Origin of the sequence: Kitasatospora sp. NPDC058162 (genome assembly GCF_042884005.1) — a bacterium.
Lineage (GTDB): Bacteria > Actinomycetota > Actinomycetes > Streptomycetales > Streptomycetaceae > Kitasatospora.
The window spans coordinates 206034-224707 of record NZ_JBHVUS010000006.1; the positions used below are offsets into that span (position 1 = coordinate 206034).

Consider the following 18674-nt stretch of genomic DNA (forward strand, 5'->3'; position numbering starts at 1 on the left):
TCCCGCCGGACACCCGCCCCGCACCCGCTCCGGGCTGCGGCCATACCGCCCGCATACCGCCCCCGAACCGGCTCCGAAGCCCGCCCCGCGACGCTGGCCGGGCACGCCCGTACGCCGTCCCGGCGCCGAGCACGCCCGCACAGCGAAGGACTAGCGAAGGACTGCCACCATGCCCTGCCCACTCTGCGCCCAACTCGCCAACACCAATGACCAGTTCTGCCCCGCCTGCGGCACCTCCCGGGCTGCCGCCCTCGACCTGGCGGCCGAGGAGCGCAAGCTGGTCACGGTGGTCTTCTGCGACCTGGTCGACTCCACCGCCCTGTCCGGCGCGCTCGACCCGGAGACGCTGCGCGAGGTGATCCTGCGCTACTTCGAGCGGATGCACCGCCAGATCGAGGCGCACGGCGGCACCCTGGAGAAGTTCATCGGGGACGCGGTGATGGCCGTCTTCGGCGTCCCGGTGATCCGCGAGGACGACGCCCACCGGGCGCTGGCCGCGGCCCTGGCCATGCTGGAGGACCTGGAGGACCTCAACGCCGAGCTGGACGCCACCCTCGGGGTCCGGCTGGACGTCCGGATCGGCGTCAACACCGGGCAGGTGGTGGCGGGTTCGGACGCCTCGGCGCGCCAGGCGCTGATCTCGGGCGAGACGGTGAACATCGCCGCCCGGCTGCAGACCCGGGCCGCCCCGGGCCAGGTGCTGATCGGCCCGCAGACGCTGCGGGCGGCCGGGCCGGCCGCCCAGGTGGACGAGGTGGGCCCGCTGCAGCTGAAGGGCAAGGCCGAGCCGGTGACCGCCTACCGGCTGGTCGGCCTGGACGAGGACGACCCGGAGCTGTTGCGCCGCTTCGACGTGCCGCTGGTCGGCCGGGAGCGCGAACTCGAGGCGCTCGACGCGGCGTTGGCCCGGGTGGCGGGCGGTGGTGGCGCCGAGCTGCTGCTGGTGGTCGGGGAGGCCGGGATCGGCAAGACCCGCCTGGTACGCGAGTGGCGCGAGCGCTCGGCCCGGCTCACCGCGCGCTGCGGCACCGGCCGCTGCCGCAGCTTCGGCGAGCAGGGCGTGCCGGCCCCGCTGGCCGAGGCGGTCCGCACCCTGCTGGACGAGCCGGGGGCACCCGCCCCCGCCGAAGCGCTGGCCCGCCTCGCCGAGGCGACCGACACCACGACCGACACCATGTCCGACGCCACGTCCGACGAGGCGCACAACCTCGACCGCTCCCTCGACCAGCTCGCCGCGATCCTGCGCGGCCGCACCGTGGAGCGCCCGGCCGTCCTGGTGCTGGACGACTGCCAGTGGGCCGGCCCCGCCCTGCTGGACGCCGCCGAGCGGCTGGTCGCCGCGCTCGGCCCGGCCCCGGTGCTGCTGCTCTGCCTGTCCCGCCCGGAGCTCCTGGCCTCCCGGCCGGAACTCCTCTCCCCCCGGCCGAAGTCGGCGACCCTCCCGGTCGGCGGCCTGTCCTGGGACGAATCCGCCCTGCTGGCCGCCCAGTTGACCGAGCTGAGCGCCCACCAGGACACCGTGCCGACCCGGCTGCTGGAGCGCGCCGAGGGCAACCCGCTGCACCTGGAGGAGCTGCTGGCCGCCCTCACCGAGGCCGACGGCCCCGGCGACGCCGCCCTCGCCGATGAACTCCCGCCCACCGGACGGGCCTTGCTCAGCGCCCGGATCGACGGCCTGGAGCGGGACGAGCGCACCACCCTGGACCTCGCCGCCGTGCTCGGCCGCGCCTTCACCGCCGCCGAGCTCGCCCAACTCGCCCACGGCGGCACCGACCAGGACGCCTTCGCCGACCCGGAGGACGACGTGTTCACCGGCCCGATCGACGGCCTGCCCGCCGCGCCGCCCGCCGACGGGGACGACACCCCGCCCCGGCTGCACGCCGCGCTGGCCCGGCTGGCCGAGCGCCGGCTGGTCGAACCGGCCGGCACCGGCTACCGGTTCAGCAGCGGCCTGGTGCAGGAGTCGGTCTACCAGTCGATGTCGAAGCGGGCCCGGGCCGAGCGCCACGAGCGCGCCGCCGACCTGCCGGCCGTCCGCGCCACCGGGGCCGCGGCCGTCGGCGGCCACCTGGAGCGCGCCCACCGCTACCGGCTCGAACTGGGCCTGCTGGACGCCCGCACCGACACCCTGCGCACCCGCGCCGCCGCCGCCCTGGGCGCCGCCGGGGCCGCCGCTCTGGCCTGCGCCGACCTCGCGGCCGCCGACGACCTGCTGGAGCGCGCAGCCCGGCTGCACTACCCGAACGAGCGCGCCGCCGGCCCGGTGCTGCGCCGGCTCGGCGAGACCAGGCTGGCGCTGGGCCGCGCCGAGGAGGCGCTGCCCGTCCTGGCCCAGGTCCGCGATTCGGCCGCCGACCCGCTGGACGCCGCGCACGCCCGCCTCGCCCTCGCCGCCCGGGGTCTGCCGCCCGGCCCGGAGCAGCCCGCCGCCACCGCCCGCGCCGTGCTGCCGCTGTTCACCGACGCCGGTGACGCCCTCGGCCAGGCCCGCGCCCGGCTGCGGCTGGCCGAGGAGCACCTGCTGGCCGGCCGGCACACCGAGGCGGACCGGCTGCTCGACCAGGCGCTCGGCGAAGTCTCGCGCACCGACGCCGAGTTGGACCGGGCCGCGGTGCTGTCGGCACTGGCCGCCTCGCTGCTGGCCGGCCCCGAGCCCGCCCCCGCCGCCACCTTCCGGCTGCGCGCCCTGCTCGCCGAGCACGGCGCCGGCCGGCGGACCGTACGGGTGGCGCTGAACGGCCCACTGGCCGTCCTGCTCGCCCTGCGCGACCGCCCGGACGAGGCCGAGCTGCTGCTCGCCGAGGCCAACGGCCTGGCCGGCGAGCTGTCGCTGGCCGAGGCGATGGTCTCGCTGCCGACGCTGACCGCCCAGGCCGCGGCCGCCGCCGGGCTGTCCGGCCACGCGCTGGACCTGCTGGCCGACGCCGCCGAGATCGCCCGCCGCCAGGGCAGCGCCGCCCCGCTGCCGCGGCTGGCGCTCACCACCGCGCGCGTCCTGCTGGACTCCGACCGCCCCGAGCCGGCCGCCCGGCACCTGGACGGCGTGGACGCCGCCGCGGCGCTGCCGCCGGTGCTGGCCGTCGAACTGGACGCGCTGCGCGGCCGGCTCGCCGCCGCCCGGGGCGAGTCCGCTCCGGCGCTGGAGCTGACCGGATCGGCCCTGCGCGCCGCCGAGGCCACCGAGTCGGTGCTGCTCCAGGCGCTGACCGCGCTGGACCGGGCGCACGCCCTGCTGCTGCTCGACCGGCCCGCCGAGGCCGCGGTGGCCGCCGCCACCGCCCGGGACCGCTTCGCCGCCAAGGGCCACCTGCCGGGCGTGCGCCGGGCCGAGCGGCTGGGCGGCGGCCGGTGACCGCCCCGGCCGCGGGCCTGACCTGGAGCCTGCGCGAGCGCCGGGTGGACGAGCCGCCGGTGCTGGCCGACCCGGTCGAGGAGCACCCGGGCGGCACCGGCGCGGGCGTGCGGGTGTGCGTGGTCGACTCGGGCATCGAGCCCGACCACCCGCTGGTCGGCCCGCTGCACGGCTCCTGGGCGGTGGTCCGGGACCCGGTCACCCGGGAGCTGGCCGTGCGCCCCGACACCGTCGGCGACACCTGCGGCCACGGCACCGCCTGCGCGGGCATCATCCGGCGCACCGCCCCGGACTGCGAGCTGTACAGCGTCCGGGTGCTCGGCGAGCGCTTCACCGGCACCGGCGACATGCTGATCGCCGGGCTGCGCTGGGCCGTCCGGCAGGGCTTCGACGTCATCAACCTCAGCCTCTCCACCACCCGGACCCGCTTCCTGGAGGAGCTGCACGCGATCGCCGACGACGCCTACTTCGCCCGCACCGCGATCGTCGCCTCCGCCCACAACACCCCGGTGGAGAGCTTCCCCTGGCGCTTCTCCTCGGTCATCTCGGTGGGCAGCCACCAGGAGGCGGCCCCGGACCTGCACCTGTACAACCCGGCGCCGCCGGTCGAGTTCTTCGCCCCCGGCCAGAACGTCCGGGTGCCCTGGCTCGGCGGCGCCACCATCCGCACCACCGGCAACAGCTTCGCCACCCCGTACGTGGCCGGGCTCTGCGCCCGCATCCTGTCCCGGCGGCCGAGGCTGACGACCTTCCAGCTGAAGAGCGCGCTCTACCTCACCGCGGCCAACGTCCAGGTCCCGTCCACCCCCACCCCGGAGGCGTCCGATGACCCTCAGCACTGACCCCGCCGTCGACCCGCTCGCCCGCGAGCTGCTGCAGTCCGTGGTGGACGTCGCCCGGGCGATCTTCGGCGCCCAGGCGGGTTCGGTCTGCCTGCTCGACGAGGCGGCCGGCGAGCTGGTGTTCCAGGCGGTCTCCGGCCGGGGCGAGGAGTCCCTGGTCGGCCGGCGCTTCCCGGCCGGGCGGGGCATCGCCGGCTGGGTCGCCGCCTCGGGCGAGCCGATGGTGGTGGACGACCTGGTCGCCAGCCGCACCTTCGACCGGGCCTTCGCCGAGTCCACCGACTACGTGCCGAACGCCCTGATGGCGGCGCCGCTCACCCACGGCGGCCGGGTGCTCGGCGTGCTGGAGGTGCTGGACCCGGCCCCGCAGGTCCGCCCCGGCCTGCCGGAGCTGGACCTGCTGGCGATGTTCGCCCGGCAGGCCGCCGCCGCCCTGCGGGTGCTCGCCGAGCGCGGCACCCCGGCCCCGCGCCCGGCACCCGACCGGGCGGCGGCGCTCGGCCTGCTGGCCGACCTGGAGGAGCTGCTGCGGCGTCAGCCCTGAGCGCTCTGAGCGTCCTGACCGCCCTGAGCGCCGTCCGGGCCCGGACCACCGCCGTCCAGCCGCCGCGTCCGCACCCGGTACCAGGTCGGCTGGACGAGCCGCCCGCAGAGCACGTCGCAGACCACCTCGACGTCGTCGGGGACCCCGGCCTCGTACAGCTGCCGCACGAAGGCCCGGTGCTCGGCCGGGTCCTCGGTGCTGTGCAGCACCTCCCAGGGCCCGGCGGCGGCCCGGCGTTCGCTCCACCGCCGGAGCTCCTCGGCCTGCTTGCGCTTGCGGGCCCGCTGCCCCGGCACGGCGGCTCAGCCCGCCAACCGGGCGATCTGTCCGCGCTCCAGCGCGGCGTACACCGCTCCGTCCGGCCCGACGGCGATGCCGTGCGGTTCGGCGCCCGGGCCGGGGATCGGGTACCCGTCGAGCCGTCCGTCCGGGGTGATGACGCCGATCCGGCCGGCGGCCCACTCGGTGAACCAGAGCCGCCCGTCCGGGCCCGCGGCGATCGCGTGCGGCCGGGCGGCCGGGTCGGCCAGCGGGTACTCGGTCACCTTGCCGTCCACGGTGATCCGCCCGACCAGCCCGCCGCCGATCCCGACGTACCAGAGCGCCCCGTCCGCCCCGGCGGTGATGCCGACCGGCGCGGTGCCCGCGGTGGGCAGCCGGTGGACGGTCACCTCGCCCCGGACGCTCACCCGCGCGACGGCGTCCGCCTGGTTGAGCGCGCACCACAGCGCCCCGTCCGGCCCGGCGGTGATGTGCGCGGGGAAGGAGTCCACCGGCAGCGGGTACTCCGTCACCTCCCCGTCCACGGTGATCCGCCCGACCAGCCCGGCGTTCACCTCGGTGAACCAGAGCGCCCCGTCCGGCCCGGTGGCGATCCCGCACGGCCCGGCGCCCTGCGTCGGCAGCGCGAAGGACGAGACCTCGCCGTCCACCGTGATCCGCCCGATCCGCCCCGCGTTCATCTCCGCGTACCAGAGCGCCCCGTCCGGCCCGCCGGTGATCACCGACGGCCCGCACCGCGGCGCCCCGAGCCCGAACCGCCGTACCGAGCCGTCCGGCGCCAGCCGCGCGATCTCCCCGGCGTGGATGAGCGTGAACCACACTCCGCCGTCGGCCCCCACCGTGATCCCGTACGGCCCGTCCGCCACCTCGGCCACGTCGATCAGTTCCACCCGCACCCCTCTCAAGCTATCGCGACTGACGTCGCATTAGTGATGCTCGCACGCCCGCCCCACCGCGGGCAACCGAATTCATCCGGGATCGGTTCCCAGCCCCCGCAGGACCGAGATCACGCCCATGCCCGCCGCGCAGACCGGCACCGCCAGCAGGGCGCCGATGATGCCCGCGACACCGGAGCCGGCCACCACCGCGACCATGATGGTCGCCGGGTGCAGCTCCACCGTCCGGCTCTGGATCACCGGCTGCAGGATGTTGCCCTCGATCATCTGCACCGTCAGCACCACCCCGAGCGCCCACAGCGCCGTCCCCAGGCCGCCGTCCGCCAGCGCCACCAGCACCGCGACCGTGCCGGACAGGAACGCGCCGACGAACGGGATGTACGCGCCCATGAAGACCAGCGCACCCAGGCCCGGGGCACCGGGCACACCCAGCGCGACCAGGCCGACGGTGATGAAGCCCGCATCGATCAGGGCGATCAGGGTGGTGCCGCGCATGAAGCCGGCCATCGCCTCGAAGGCCCGCTCGGCGCAGGCGATCACCGTCTCGGCGCCGCGCCCGGGCAGGTGGCCGCGGATGGCGTCGCCGGTGCGGTGGCCGTCGCGCAGGAAGAAGAACACCAGCGCCAGGGCCAGCACCGCCCCGGTGATCAGCTGGGTGAGCAGGCCGAGGCCGGACAGCACGCCGTTGGTGAGGGTGGAGACCAGCGAGTTGGTCTCGCCCTTGGCGTTGTTCAGCGCGTGCTCGATCTTGGCCCCGAACGGTCCGAGCCACTCGGCCAGCCGGCGTCCGGCCGCCGGGAGCGAGGCGGCGATCTGCGGGGCGCTGTGCACCAGGGAGTTGACCAGCAGCGCGATCACCCCGACCACCGCGACCATCAGCAGCAGACAGGTCAGCCCGGCGGCCAGCCCGCGGCTCACGCCCCGCCGGACCATCCAGGGCACCACCGGGTAGAGCAGCGAGACCCCCAGCAGCGCCAGCACGAACGGCACGGTCGCCGCCCGCAGCTCCACCAGCGCGAACACCACCAGCGAGCCGACGGTGATCAGCAGGATCACCGCCACCGACCAGGCCGCCGCCCACCGCACCGCGGGCGGCAGCATCAGGTACGGCCTGCGGTGGTCGGGCCGCCCACCGGGCGGGCGCTCCACGGACACGGGCACCTCCGCCGAGGGTCGTCGTTGTCATCGTCGAGTCCGGCAACGCCGAGTCCGGACCGACCCAGCTCAGCAGAGAATGTGATGGTCCGCCCGTTCTGCGACTACTCCGCCACGGCGATCCGCACCGACCCGCCGCCGTCCGCGCCCCCGCCCGCGAAGGCCAGGACCCGCTGCGCCTCGGTCTCGGCCGCCGCGCGGTCCGCGCGCGCCAACCGGACGAACGGCTCGACGACCACCTCCTGCTCCCCCGTCAGCCGCCACGTCCCGGCGACCAGCCCGTCCACCAGCAGGGTGCCGAGCACCAGGCCGTTGCGGGTCATCACCCGGTCCTTGTACCGCTCCGGCAGCACCCGGCTCCGGTCGGCGTGCGAGAGCAGCAGGTTGTCGAACGGCGCGACCAGCCGCACCGGCGCCGGGACGTCCGGGTCCGGCCGGGGCGCCTCGGGCAGGTCGTACAGCAGCCGGCCCTGCTCGTCCAGAAACGTCAGCAGCTCCGGCATGAGCCGCTTGAGCACAGGCCCCAACCGGCTGAGGCCGCACCACTTCTGCAGGTCGGCGACGGTGGCGGGCCCGAAGGCGGCGAGGTAGCGCAGCACCAGCTCGTCCGGCGCGGGCGCGGGGTCGAGCGGGCGGCCGAGCCAGGCCTCGGCGGTGGTGTGGGCGGCCGGGCCGCTGCGCCCCCACAGCCCGCGCGGCGGCACCTGGACCAGCGGCAGCAGGCAGCGCGCCGCCTGGGCCAGGGCGGCCGGGTCGCGGTCCGGCCGGGTGGCGGCGAGCAGCGCGCCGAGCTGCTGGAAGGTGCGCGGCTGCGCCTCGACCAGCGTGCGGGCCTCGGCGGCGAGCGCGGCCGGGTCGAGGCCGCTGAGCCGTTTGCCGTAGGTGCTGCGCAGCGCCTGGTCGAGGACGGGCTGGAGCAGCGGGCGCAGGGTCAGGCAGTCCTGGGCGGTGACCAGGTGGATGGTGCCGCGCTGGAGCGCGATCCGGACCGCCGCCCGCTGTTCGAGCAGGGTGCTGAGCGCTTCGGGGGTGAAGCCGTCGAGTCGGGAGAGCAGCCCGAGGTAGGGCGGCTGCGGTACGGCCTGGGCCTGGAGTCCGCCGAGGTGGTGGATGACGTCGAGGGGTGCCAGGCCGGTGCGGGCGAGCAGGTGCTGACGGGCCAGCAGGGCGCGGCCCAGGGCCCGGGGGCCGAGCACCGCCTGGGGGCCGGGCACCTGGGGGCCGCGCACCCTCACCGGCGGCCGTCCAGGACCGAGCGCAGCACGGAGATCCGGTTGGTGGTGATGGAGGCGGCCCCGGTGTCGCGCAGCCGGCGCATGGTGCGGCGCAGGTCGGCGGTCCAGGTGGAGACGGCGAGCCCCTCGTCGGCGGCGGCCCGCACGAAGTCGGGGGTGACCAGGCCGAACGGCGGGTTGAGGAAGCGCGGGCGCAGGTCGCGCAGCAGGGCGGGGGCGGGCATCCGCGGCTGCTTCCAGGTGAGCGCGATCTCGGCGTCGCGGCTGAGTGCTCGCACGGCGAGCATGGCGGTGGCGGGGCCGCAGAAGGCGACCAGGTCCTCGGCGCCCTGCCCGGTGACGACGGACCAGGTGGCGGCGGCCGGGCCGGGTTCGTCGAGGTCGATGAGCAGCCGGGGGCCGTCGGCGGCGGCGACGGCCTTGATCGCCTCGGCCAGGGTGGGGATGGCCAGGTCGCCCTGGCGCAGCTCGGCGAGCTGTTCGGTGGTGACCCGGCCGATGGCGCGCGGGTCGCCCCAGAGGCGTTCCAGGGTGGTGTCGTGCAGCAGCACCGGCACCTTGTCGCGGGTGAGCTGGACGTCCACCTCGACGGCGTCGGCGCCGGCGGCGAGCGCGGACTCGACCGAGGGCAGGGTGTTCTCGCGGTGGCGGTACGGGTCGCCGCGGTGGGCGACGGCGAGCACCGGGCGGCGGTCGGCGGGGGCGGAGGCAGCGGCAGCGATGCTCATCGGATCTTTCCAGAAAGCCAGGGGGTGAGGTCGTGGACGCCGAGGGCCTCGCGGTAGGAGGGTTCCCCGGGGACGGTGACGATCAGGGTGCTGGACGGCGGGAAGGTCCGGACCTTGACGTGCACCAGGTCGGACCAGAGCGCGTGCAGGAAGGCCGGGACGCTGTCGCGCGGGACGTCGAAGGCGATGCCCTCGACGGTGACGGCGGCCTCGTCGTGGGTGAACAGCCGGACGGCGGTGCGCGGGCTGCCGTCGAACTCCAGCAGCGCCTCGTGCGGAAGGGTGTGCGGCCCGTCGTCCTGACCGATCAGCCCGGCGAAGGTCTGATCGCCACCGATGTCGTGCTCGGCGCGGACGGCGCGGCCGTGCCGGGCGGCGACGGCTTCGATCGCCAGGACGGCGGCCTGGGTGGTCGGCAGGTTCGGGTGGTTCATCCGGGCCTTTCGCTCAAGAACTCGTCAGAACTCAGAACTCAGAACACAGCACACGGCTAGCGTCGCTCGATCATCACATTGGTCGACTTGATGACCGCAGTGGCGGGTGCGCCCGGCACCAGGTTGAGCTCCTCCGCCGCGTCCCGGCTGATCAGCGACACCACCCGGAACGGCCCGGCCTGCACCTCCACCTGCGCGGCCACGTCGCCGAGCCGCACATCGGTGACGATGCCGGGGAAGCGGTTGCGCGCCGAGGAGGGGCGCCCCTCGGCCTCGGCGTTCTCCGGCTTCGCCAGCTCCCGGGCGAAGGCGGCGAGCTCGGCGCCGGGGATGATCCGGTGCCCGTGCTCGTCCCGCACGGCGGCGAGCCGCCCGGCGTCCACCCAGCGCCGCATGGTGTCCGCGCTGACGCCGAGCAGCGCCGCCGCCTCGCCGATGCGGTACGGGTTGACCGGCACCTCGGGCTGGCCCATGTGCGACTCCTGACGGTGGTTCGAGGTACGGGGTGGACGCCCCCCGGGGCTACGCGCCCCCGGCCGCCATCCTGCCGTACCGGGGTCGCCGACGGAAAAGACGCCTACGGAAAGGCCTACGGCTCGCCGAACAGGTCCCGCCGTGCGGCGTCCCCGGCGGTGAGCACCGCCCCCGCGAGGATGGCACCGCCGCCCGCCGTACCGGCCCGCACCTCGGTGCGCAGCGGGGAGAGCCCGGCCAGGCGCCGTTCGACCCGGCCCGCCAGTTCGGCGCCGCCGGCCCGGCCGACCTCGCCGCCGAGCACCACGCAGCCGGGGTCGAGCACCACGCAGACGCCGGCCGCGCCGAGCGCGATCCGTTCGGCCAGCTCGTCCAGGAAGGCCGCGCCCTGCTCCCCGGCGGCCAGGGCGGCGCGCACGGCGGCCTCGGCGGCGGGCGCGTCGCCGGCCGGGTCGGCGGGGAGCCCGTGGGCGCGGGCGAGGGCGCACAGGGCCGCGCTGCCGACCAGCCCGTGGAAGCCCCCCTCGCAGCTGTCGGCGCTGGGCAGTCCGGTGGCGCCGGGGACGGGCAGGAAGCAGATCTCGCCGGTGCCGCCGGAGGCGCCGCGGCGCAGCCGCCCGTCGAGGATGACGGCGGCGCCGACGCTGTGGCCGAGCCACATCAGCACGAAGGTGTCGCGGTCGCGCGCGGCGCCGACCCGGTACTCGGCCCGGCCGGCCAGGTTGACCTCGTTCTCCAGGATCACGTCGGTGCCGGGCAACTCCCGCAGTGCGGCGAGGAGTTCGGCGTGCCAGCCGGGGAGCTGGCCGGTGCTGTGCAGCCGTCCGGTGGCGGGGTCGACCAGGCCGGGGGCGCCGACCGCGACGGTGTGCAGCTGCTCGACGCCGGCGGCGCGCGCGGTCTCCCGCAGGGTGCGCACGATCGCCGCGGCGGTGTCGGGGGTGCCGTCGCCGTGGACGGGGATCTCGGCGGTGCCGAGGGTGCGTCCGGCGAGGTCGGCGACGACCAGACTGACGCCGCCCTCGCGGACGTCGACCGCGCCGAGGTGGGCGCGGGAGGCGACCAGGGCGTAGAGCCGGGCGTTGGGGCCGCGCCGCTGTTCGCCGCGTTCGCCGACCAGCGCGACCAGGCCGGTGCGCTGGAGGCGGTCGAGCAGGTCGGCGACGGTCGGCCGGGAGAGGCCGGTGAGGTCGCGCAGCTCGGTCGCGGTCAGGGGGCCCTGTTCGAGCAGGAGGTTGAGCGCCAGCCGGTCGTTGATCGCCCGGGCGGTGCTCGGCGTTGCCGTACGCACGGTGGTCATGGCCGATCATCCTTCCAGAGCGTTTCTATCAGGGTCCCTTCCTGATAGTTTATCGACCACCAGGACCGGGAGGGAACGCCGTATGACCACCGCCACCATCCTCGATCCACTCGTCGAACCACGCCGCTCCCGACGGAGCATCGCGCTGGTCTTCGGCGTGCACGGCGCCGTCGGCGGCACCTTCGTCACCCGCATCCCGTGGCTCCAGGAGCGCCTCGACCTCTCCCCCGGGCAGCTCGGCCTCGCCCTGGTGATGCCCGCCGTCGGCTCCTCCCTCGCGATGCCGCTGGCCGGGCGCTTCGTCCACCGGTACGGCGGCCGGGCCGCCGTCCGCGCGCTGATCTCGCTCTGGTGCCTGGCCCTCACCCTCCCCGCGCTCTCCCCCTCACTGCCCGCACTGTGCGCGGTGCTGCTGGTGTACGGCGCCACGGCGGGCATGGCCGACGTCGCGATGAACGCCCAGGGCGTGGAGATCGAGCAGCGCCTCGGCCGGTCGATCATGTCCGGACTGCACGGGATGTGGAGCGCGGGCGGCCTGCTGGCCTCCGGCTTCGGCATCCTGGCCGCCCACCTCGCCCTGGACGCCCGGCTCCAGCTGGCCGTCACCGCCCTCGTACTGCTCGCCCTCGCCCAGCCGGTCTGCCGCGGCCTGCCCGACCTGCGGGCGCCCGAGGAGGCCGAGGCCCCGCCGCGCTTCACCCTGCCGCCGCGCAGCTCCCTGGTGATCGGCCTGGTCGGCTTCTGCGCGGTGTTCGGCGAGGGCGCCTCGATGGACTGGAGCGGCGTCTACCTCAAGGACGTCACCGGCGCCTCGGCCACCGTCGCCGCCGCCTCGTACACCGCCTTCGCGCTCACCATGGCGGTCAGCCGCCTGGCCGGCGACGCGGTGATCCGCCGCCTCGGCGCCGTCCGCACCAGCCGGCTGAGCGGGGCGGTCGCCACCCTCGGCGGCGTGCTGGTGGTGGCCGCCGACACCCCGGCGCTGGCCATCCCGGGCTTCGCCCTGATCGGCGTCGGCGTCGCGGTGATCGTCCCGCTCGCCTTCGCGGCCGCCGGCCGGATCGGCAGCAACCCCAGCCAGTCCATCGCGGGCGTCGCCACCGTCACCTACACCTCCGGCCTGATCGCCCCCGCCGTGATCGGCGCCCTCGCCCAGGCCACCTCGCTGACCGTCTCCTTCGGCCTGGTCACCCTGCTCGCCCTCGCCCTGCTGCTGAGCGCCGGCGCCCTGCGCCGGGCCGAACCGGACTCCCCGGCGGGCAAGGTGACCGCGGTGTCACCGGAAGGCACCTCCGGAAAGGACCTCTCCGCGATCTGACCCCGCCCGACTGGGACCGGCCTACCGCCCGCCCGGGGTGAAATCCCGTTGCCCCGACGGGCGGTCCGGTCCGACACTGCGGTCATGCTCGGATTCGTCAGGACCGACAACGAAGCCCTGGTCTCCTGCCTGGGCGACCGGCAGCGCGCCGTGGCCGCCCACCGGGAGCTGCTCCGGCGCGGCACGGAGGCGCTCGACGCCATCCGGGCCGGCCTGGGCGACGAGCGCCCGGCCGTCCGGGAGGGCTGCTGCAAGCTCCTGGACCACCTGGTCGACACCGAGTCCATGGGCCGGCTCGTCACCATGGCCGACGACCCCGACGCCGAGGTCAGGATCGCCGCGTTCCACGCCCTGGCCTGCGACCGGTGCAAGGACGACGCCTGCGCACCGGGTGCGGGCCTGGTCCTCGAACCCGCACTGCGCCACCTGGCCGACGACCCCGACCCCCGGGTCCGGGCCAGGGCCGCCGAACTGGTCGGCAAGTTCGCCCACACCGATCCCCGCGCCGCCGCCGCACTGCAGGCCGCGCACACCGGGGACCCGAGCCCGGCCGTACGGAAGAAGGCGGGCTGGTACGCCCCCGGCGGCGCGATCCACGCCCGGACGGCCCCACGCACCCGCTAGCCGGCGCTCAGATCCCGCCGAGGCCGCCGCCGTCGCCCCGGCTCTCCGCCGCGCGCCGCCGCTCCTCCTCGCGCCGGGCGCGCGAGGCCTGCCAGGCCTCCTTCAACAGGTGCCCCTCCGGCAGGGCGTAGTAGCCGTACAGGGCGACCCGGCCCTGGAGGTCCCGCCAGGCCGGATCGCTCCGGGCCAGCCGGAGCAGCTGCTCGCCGTGGTCCGTGGCGTGCCGGGGCTCGCGCCGGAACACCCGGTCCCCGACCAGCAGCAGGAGGGCGATCAGCAGCACGAACGCCCCCGCCGGGAGCAGCACGTTCCGGTGCTCCGCCACCACCCAGCCGACCCCGACCACCCCGGACACCACCAGCAGCGGGCCGCCGGCGCTCCCCCAGCCCGCCGCCCGGTTCAGCCGGCGGCGCAGCCCCGGGTCCCGGACCAGCCCGCGCTCCGCCAGCCCCGCCTGGAACGCCCGGAGCGCCGGCTGCCGCCCCAGCCGGGCCTCGACGGCGAGCAGGTCGCCGTCCGTCCGGGCCTCGGCCGCCGCCAGCAGGGCCGCGTAGAAGCCGCGCCCACCGGGTCGGCCCTCGGCCACCAGGTACCCGCCGCCGCGCACACTGACGGCCCCGCGCTCAAACGCCTCCAACAGCAGCAGCTGGGCCAAGTGGTCCGCGATCCCCGCCAGTTCGTACACCTCGAGCTCGGCCTCGGGCGGTCCGGCGAGACTCCGCTCGACCCGGTACAGCTCCGCCCGCGCCGCCCGGCACCACAGCGCCGTCCCGACCAGGTACGCCGCCAGGAAGACCAGGAGCCCCACGCACACCGCCACGACGCCCCCTCGGCCGATCCACCGAACTCCCGTGCCCAGCATGGCACTTCACGGCCGGTTCAGGTACGCCGGCAGCGCCCGCACCCGTCGGTCGGCGGTTGGGTGAGCCCCCGCTCCGGCGGGCTCGCGGAGAGCAGCCGGGCGATCACCGCCGGGCCCGATGCCGACCGCGCTCACCGGCGTCGACCCCAGGGCCCGCACCGGCCGGAGGGGCCGGCCGGTAGCGGGAACCGGTTAGGCTCGGCCCGTGCCCGCAGCCCTGACCACGCCCGCCGACTCCACCGCCTCCGCCGAACCAGCCGAGGCCGTCGATGCTGCCGAGGCCGTCGAGGCCGTCGGAGCGGCCCCGTCCCGCTCGCCCTGGTGGCGGTTCGGCCTGCTGGTGGTCCTGCTGGGGGCGTGCGCCGGGTCGCTGCTGCTGTGGAGCCCCACGGACCTGCTCTCCGGCGGCCTGGCGGAGCGGATGCCCGGCTACTGGTTCGCCCCGCTGTTCGCCCTGGTCTACGCCGTCGGCACGCTCGCCTTCGTCCCGCGCCCCGCGCTCAACGCGGTGGCCGGCCTGCTGCTGGGCATCCAGCAGGGCGTGCTGCTCGCCGTACTCGGCACCACCCTGGGCGCGGCCCTGGCCTTCGGCCTCGGCCGGGGCCTGGGCCGGGAGGCCCTCAAGCCGTACCTGCGGGGCAAGGTGCTCGGCGCGCTGGACCAGCGCTTCACCGACCAGGGCTTCCGCAGCGTCCTGATCCTGCGGCTGCTCCCCGGTCTGCCCTTCCAGGCCGGCAACTACGGCGCCGCCTTCTCCGGGGTCCGCTTCCTCCCCTTCCTGCTCGCCACCGCGATCGGCGTGGTCCCGACCACCGCCGTGTACGTGGTCGCCGCCGCCAGCGCGGACCAGCCCGGCTCGGCGGCCTTCCTGGTCTCCGCCGGGGTGATCGCCCTGCTGGTGGTCGGCAGCCTGGTCGGCCTCTGGCGGGCGGCCGCCGCCCGCCGCCGGGCCCGCACCTCCTGACACACCGGTCCGCCCGGCGGGCCCGCCTGCCCGCCTGCCCGCCTGGCGGCAATTCGGTCGCACGAGCGGGCCGACCGCGAGCAGGATGTCCGCCATGACCGAACTCACACCGCGGGTGGACCCGCCGATGGCCGCCGACGAGGCCGCCATGCTCACCTCCTGGCTCGACTACCACCGCAGCACGCTCGCCCTGAAGTGCGCGGGCCTGACCGACGACCAGCTGCGGCTGCGCTCCGTCCCGCCGTCCACGCTCTCCCTGCTCGGCCTGGTCCGGCACATGGCCGAGGTGGAGCGGCACTGGTTCCAGGGCGTCCTGCTGGGCGAGGAGGTCGCCACCGGCTACTACTGGACCGAGGCGGACCCGGACGGGGACTTCGACAACGTGGCCACCGCCGACGTCGCGGCCGACTTCGCCGTCTGGCGCGCCGAGATCGACGCCGCCCGCCGCGCCGCGGCCGGTCTGCCGCTGGACACCGTGGGCAAGCGGCTGCGCCACGACCAGGAGGTGACGCTCCGCTGGATCCTCGTCCACATGATCGAGGAGTACGCGCGACACAACGGGCACGCGGATTTGTTGCGTGAACTGGTGGACGGTTCGACCGGCGAGTGAAATCGTTTCCGCATTGTTGACAGAAGGTCAATTACGCGGTGACCGCTACCGATATGGTCTACGCGCGCAACCGTACGGCGCTGCGCCGCGTCGATCTCTGTGCCCGGGTCCGCCCGGGTTTCCGGCGCGGCACGACTCGTACGGGGGCCGCGAGCGGGCACGGGACCGGTGAACAGTGCGATACTCGGACAGTTCCGACGAGTGGATGACGTGTCAAGAAGGACACCCACCCCCGGGGGACCAGACGGGACGAGGCAGGGAGGCGCGGCATGGGAGCACTTCGCGACGAGCACCACAACGGGTGGCTGATGCCCTCCGGGAACTACCCGGCCGCGGCGTACGACGACGAGTGGGTGGATCAGGAGACGGTGCCGGCCGTCCCCGCGCCCGCGAAGATCGTCTCCCTGCGGCCGACGGGCTTCGAGGCGGCCCGCACGGTCGGTGAGCACATCCGGGCGTCCATCCCCGTAGTGATGGACCTCACCGAGATGAACGAGGCCGAGGCCAAGCGCATGGTCGACTTCGCCTCCGGGCTGATCTTCGGCACCCAGGGCGGCATCGAGCGGATCGCCCGCCGGGTCTTCCTGCTCACCCCGGCGGACGTCGAGGTCATGGTGATCGACCGCCCGCTCGACGACACCGGGTTCTACAACCAGAGCTGAGCGCGGCGCGGGCCGTACGGCCCGCGCCATGCCCGCTCCACCCCGACCGGGGACGGCACACCGCCGTCCCCGGTTTTTTGCTGCCCGGGGGCCGGTCGCGGAGGGTGCAGATGAGATCCCCACATCAAAAGTGAGACGTGGATGTCTCACTTGGCCTACACTCGACTCATGGCCACCGACCGCGACACCGTTCTGGAAGCCGCCGTCGGCGTGCTGTCCCGCCGCCCCACCGCCCACCTGGACGAGATCGCCCGCGCCGCGGGCATCAGCCGGGCCACCCTCCACCGGCTGTTCCCCGGGCGCGACGCACTGATCCGCGAGGTCGGCCTGCTCGGCCTGCAGCGCTTCGCCGCCGCCCTGGACACCGCCGCCACCGAGGAGGGCGACGTCGAGGCCGCGCTGCGCCGCCTGGTGGACGCCGCCGTCCCGGACGCCATGCTCTGCGCCTTCCTGGCCGGCGAGAACCAGCTCTACGACCACGCCGACATCAACGACCTCTGGGAGGTCCAGATCGACCGGCTGCACGCGCTGTTCCTGCGCGGGCAGCGGGAGGGCGTCTTCCGGATCGAGCTGAGCGCCGCCTGGCTGAGCGAGGCCTTCTTCGACCTGGTGGCCGGCATCGGCTGGGCCATCCAGGACGGCCGACTCGCCCCCCGCGACGCCGCCTTCTCGCTCGCCGAGCTGTTCCTCGGCGGCGCGCTCCGCCGCCCGGAGCCCCCCACTTCTGTCGTCACGACCCACAGCACCTCGGACCGGAAACCGGAAACCGATACACCATGAGCAGTACCCCCGCCCTGACCGTCCGCCAGCGCTGGACCGGCCTCGCCGTCCTGGTGCTGGCCGTCACCGTGGTCGCCCTCGACGCGACCGTGCTCTCCCTCGCCATCCCCTCCATCAGCGAGACGCTGCGCCCCAGCGGCACCCAGCTGCTCTGGATCGGCGACTCCTACTCCTTCGTGCTGGCCGGCCTGCTGGTCAGCATGGGCGCCCTCAGCGACCGGATCGGCCGCAAGAAGCTGCTGCTGACCGGTGCCGCCGCCTTCGGCGCGGCCTCCCTGCTGGCCGCCTACGCGCCGGGCCCGGGCTGGCTGATCCTGGCCCGGGCGCTGCTCGGTGTCGCCGGGGCGACGATCATGCCCTCCACCCTGTCGCTGATCCGCAGCCTCTTCCCGGACGACCGGGAGCGGGCCACCGCGATAGGCATCTGGGGCGCGGCCGCCACCGCGGGCGCCGCGCTCGGGCCAGTGGTCGGCGGGCTGCTGCTGGAGCACTTCTGGTGGGGCTCGGTGTTCCTGCTGAACATCCCGGTGCTGCTCCTGCTGCTGGTCCTCGGCGCCTGGCTGCTGCCGGAGTCCAAGGACCCGAAGCCGGGCCGCTGGGACGTGCTCAGCGTCGGGCTGTCGATGGCCGGTGTGATCGGCGTGGTCTACGCGATCAAGGAGGGCGCCGCGCATGGCGTGGCCCGCTGGGACGTCCCGGTCACCTTCCTGCTGGGCGCGGCCGCGCTCACCCTGTTCGTCCGCCGCCAGCTGCGGCTGGAGACCCCGCTGCTGGACGTCCGGCTGTTCCGCGACCGCCGGTTCACCGCCGCTGTCACGGCCTCGCTGATCTCACTGGTCGGCCTGTCCGGCGTGATCTTCGTGGTCTCCCAGTACCTCCAGCTGGTGCGCGGCTACGAGCCGCTCCAGGCGGGCCTGGCGGAACTGCCGGCCTTCGCCGGCTCGGTGGCCGGCGGGCTGCTGACCGCCCGGATCGCCCGGCGCTACGGCGCGCGCAAGGCGCTGACCGTCAGTCTGCTGGCGATGGGTCTGGCCGCGGGCGCGCTGGGCTGGCTCCAGCAGGACACCACCTACCTGCTGCTGGCCGTCTCCTTCCTGATCACCGGCACCGCGGAGGGCGTGGTCTACACCCTCGGCGCCGACCTGGTGCTGAGCGCCGCGCCCGCCGACAAGGCCGGGGCCGCCTCGGCGGTCTCCGAGACGGCGTACGAGCTGGGCACCGCGCTCGGCATCGCGCTGGTCGGCTCGGTGGTCGGCTCGATCTACGCCGGCGGGCTGGCCGTCCCGGCCGGGGCCTCCCCGGAGGCCGCCGCCCGGGCCGGGGAGTCGCTGGGCGCGGCCGTGGAGACGGCGAACGGGCTGTCGCCGGACGTCGCCCAGCCGCTGCTGGCGAGTGCGAAGGACGCCTTCGTGCACGGCATGAACAGCGCCGGGCTGCTGGCCGGGGTGCTGCTGGTCGGCGCGGGCGTGCTGGCCTGGCTGCTGCTGCGCGGGCTGTCCGCGCCGACGACGGCCGAGCCGGTCGCCGTCGGCGGCCCGGAGGAACTGGAGAGGGCGGAGAAGCCGCAGGTGCACGCGTAAGCGCGAGGCGACGTGAGAACGGCCGTTCCCCA

19 protein-coding genes are annotated in these 18674 nt (G+C 75.6%); 10 read left to right on the forward strand and 9 right to left on the reverse strand.

Annotated elements, in window-relative coordinates:
- Positions 1 to 169: 169 nt before the first annotated feature.
- The 3 genes from ACFVXG_RS14720 to ACFVXG_RS14730 are packed head-to-tail and all read left to right on the forward strand — an operon-like array spanning position 170 to position 4738.
- Positions 170 to 3352, forward strand: coding sequence for an adenylate/guanylate cyclase domain-containing protein (locus ACFVXG_RS14720; RefSeq protein ID WP_387927501.1), 3183 nt, complete (start codon positions 170 to 172; stop codon positions 3350 to 3352).
- Entirely contained in the window at positions 3349 to 4194 is an 846-nt protein-coding gene (locus ACFVXG_RS14725) for a S8 family serine peptidase (protein ID WP_387927503.1), read from the forward strand. Before ACFVXG_RS14720 ends, ACFVXG_RS14725 begins: the two co-directional genes overlap by 4 nt.
- Positions 4178 to 4738: a GAF domain-containing protein gene (locus ACFVXG_RS14730; protein ID WP_387927505.1), complete on the forward strand. Its 561-nt coding sequence runs from the start codon at positions 4178 to 4180 to the stop codon at positions 4736 to 4738. Before ACFVXG_RS14725 ends, ACFVXG_RS14730 begins: the two co-directional genes overlap by 17 nt.
- On the opposite strand, the gene ACFVXG_RS14735 is transcribed toward ACFVXG_RS14730, so the two are convergent.
- The 8 genes from ACFVXG_RS14735 to ACFVXG_RS14770 form a co-directional block, all read right to left on the reverse strand.
- Positions 4729 to 5034, reverse strand: a complete 306-nt coding sequence (locus ACFVXG_RS14735) for a hypothetical protein (protein WP_387927507.1) — start codon at positions 5032 to 5034, stop codon at positions 4729 to 4731. The two genes, ACFVXG_RS14730 and ACFVXG_RS14735, sit on opposite strands and share 10 nt — an antisense overlap.
- 6 nt (positions 5035 to 5040) lie before the next feature.
- Positions 5041 to 5916: a virginiamycin B lyase gene (locus ACFVXG_RS14740; protein WP_387927509.1), complete on the reverse strand. Its 876-nt coding sequence runs from the start codon at positions 5914 to 5916 to the stop codon at positions 5041 to 5043.
- A gap of 72 nt (positions 5917 to 5988) precedes the next feature.
- Entirely contained in the window at positions 5989 to 7071 is a 1083-nt protein-coding gene (locus tag ACFVXG_RS14745; RefSeq protein WP_387927511.1) for an AI-2E family transporter, read from the reverse strand.
- A gap of 104 nt (positions 7072 to 7175) precedes the next feature.
- A complete protein-coding gene (locus ACFVXG_RS14750) occupies positions 7176 to 8285 on the reverse strand; it encodes a winged helix DNA-binding domain-containing protein (protein ID WP_387927513.1) in 1110 nt (369 codons plus the stop codon).
- Positions 8286 to 8302: 17 nt separating this feature from the next.
- Positions 8303 to 9034, reverse strand: coding sequence for a glycerophosphodiester phosphodiesterase (locus tag ACFVXG_RS14755; protein ID WP_387927515.1), 732 nt, complete (start codon positions 9032 to 9034; stop codon positions 8303 to 8305).
- Positions 9031 to 9468: a hypothetical protein gene (locus tag ACFVXG_RS14760; protein ID WP_387927517.1), complete on the reverse strand. Its 438-nt coding sequence runs from the start codon at positions 9466 to 9468 to the stop codon at positions 9031 to 9033. Before ACFVXG_RS14760 ends, ACFVXG_RS14755 begins: the two co-directional genes overlap by 4 nt.
- Positions 9469 to 9524: 56 nt before the next feature.
- Positions 9525 to 9941: a molybdopterin-binding protein gene (locus ACFVXG_RS14765; protein ID WP_387927519.1), complete on the reverse strand. Its 417-nt coding sequence runs from the start codon at positions 9939 to 9941 to the stop codon at positions 9525 to 9527.
- Positions 9942 to 10057: 116 nt separating this feature from the next.
- Positions 10058 to 11242, reverse strand: coding sequence for an ROK family transcriptional regulator (locus ACFVXG_RS14770; RefSeq protein ID WP_387927521.1), 1185 nt, complete (start codon positions 11240 to 11242; stop codon positions 10058 to 10060).
- Positions 11243 to 11324: 82 nt separating this feature from the next.
- Between ACFVXG_RS14770 and ACFVXG_RS14775 the strand changes: the two genes are divergently transcribed.
- Positions 11325 to 12560, forward strand: a complete 1236-nt coding sequence (locus ACFVXG_RS14775) for an MFS transporter (protein WP_387927523.1) — start codon at positions 11325 to 11327, stop codon at positions 12558 to 12560.
- Positions 12561 to 12644: 84 nt separating this feature from the next.
- Complete coding sequence (locus ACFVXG_RS14780; RefSeq protein ID WP_387927525.1) at positions 12645 to 13184, forward strand: HEAT repeat domain-containing protein; 540 nt, start codon at positions 12645 to 12647, stop codon at positions 13182 to 13184.
- Between the two features lie 7 nt (positions 13185 to 13191).
- On the opposite strand, the gene ACFVXG_RS14785 is transcribed toward ACFVXG_RS14780, so the two are convergent.
- Positions 13192 to 14004, reverse strand: a complete 813-nt coding sequence (locus ACFVXG_RS14785; protein WP_387927527.1) for a TIGR04222 domain-containing membrane protein — start codon at positions 14002 to 14004, stop codon at positions 13192 to 13194.
- A 247-nt stretch (positions 14005 to 14251) separates the two neighbouring features.
- Here ACFVXG_RS14785 and ACFVXG_RS14790 point away from each other — a divergent pair, with 247 nt between their 5' ends.
- From ACFVXG_RS14790 to ACFVXG_RS14810, 5 genes are all read left to right on the forward strand, one after another.
- Positions 14252 to 15010, forward strand: a complete 759-nt coding sequence (locus ACFVXG_RS14790) for a TVP38/TMEM64 family protein (RefSeq protein ID WP_387927529.1) — start codon at positions 14252 to 14254, stop codon at positions 15008 to 15010.
- Positions 15011 to 15104: 94 nt separating this feature from the next.
- The gene (locus ACFVXG_RS14795) at positions 15105 to 15620 is read left to right on the forward strand and encodes a DinB family protein (protein ID WP_387927531.1); all 516 of its coding nucleotides are present in this window, start codon (positions 15105 to 15107) and stop codon (positions 15618 to 15620) included.
- A 269-nt stretch (positions 15621 to 15889) separates the two neighbouring features.
- A complete protein-coding gene (locus ACFVXG_RS14800) occupies positions 15890 to 16282 on the forward strand; it encodes a cell division protein SepF (protein WP_350503330.1) in 393 nt (130 codons plus the stop codon).
- 168 nt (positions 16283 to 16450) lie between these two features.
- The gene (locus ACFVXG_RS14805) at positions 16451 to 17062 is read left to right on the forward strand and encodes a TetR/AcrR family transcriptional regulator (protein WP_387927533.1); all 612 of its coding nucleotides are present in this window, start codon (positions 16451 to 16453) and stop codon (positions 17060 to 17062) included.
- Positions 17059 to 18642, forward strand: a complete 1584-nt coding sequence (locus tag ACFVXG_RS14810) for an MFS transporter (protein ID WP_387927535.1) — start codon at positions 17059 to 17061, stop codon at positions 18640 to 18642. Before ACFVXG_RS14805 ends, ACFVXG_RS14810 begins: the two co-directional genes overlap by 4 nt.
- Positions 18643 to 18674 lie beyond the last annotated feature (32 nt).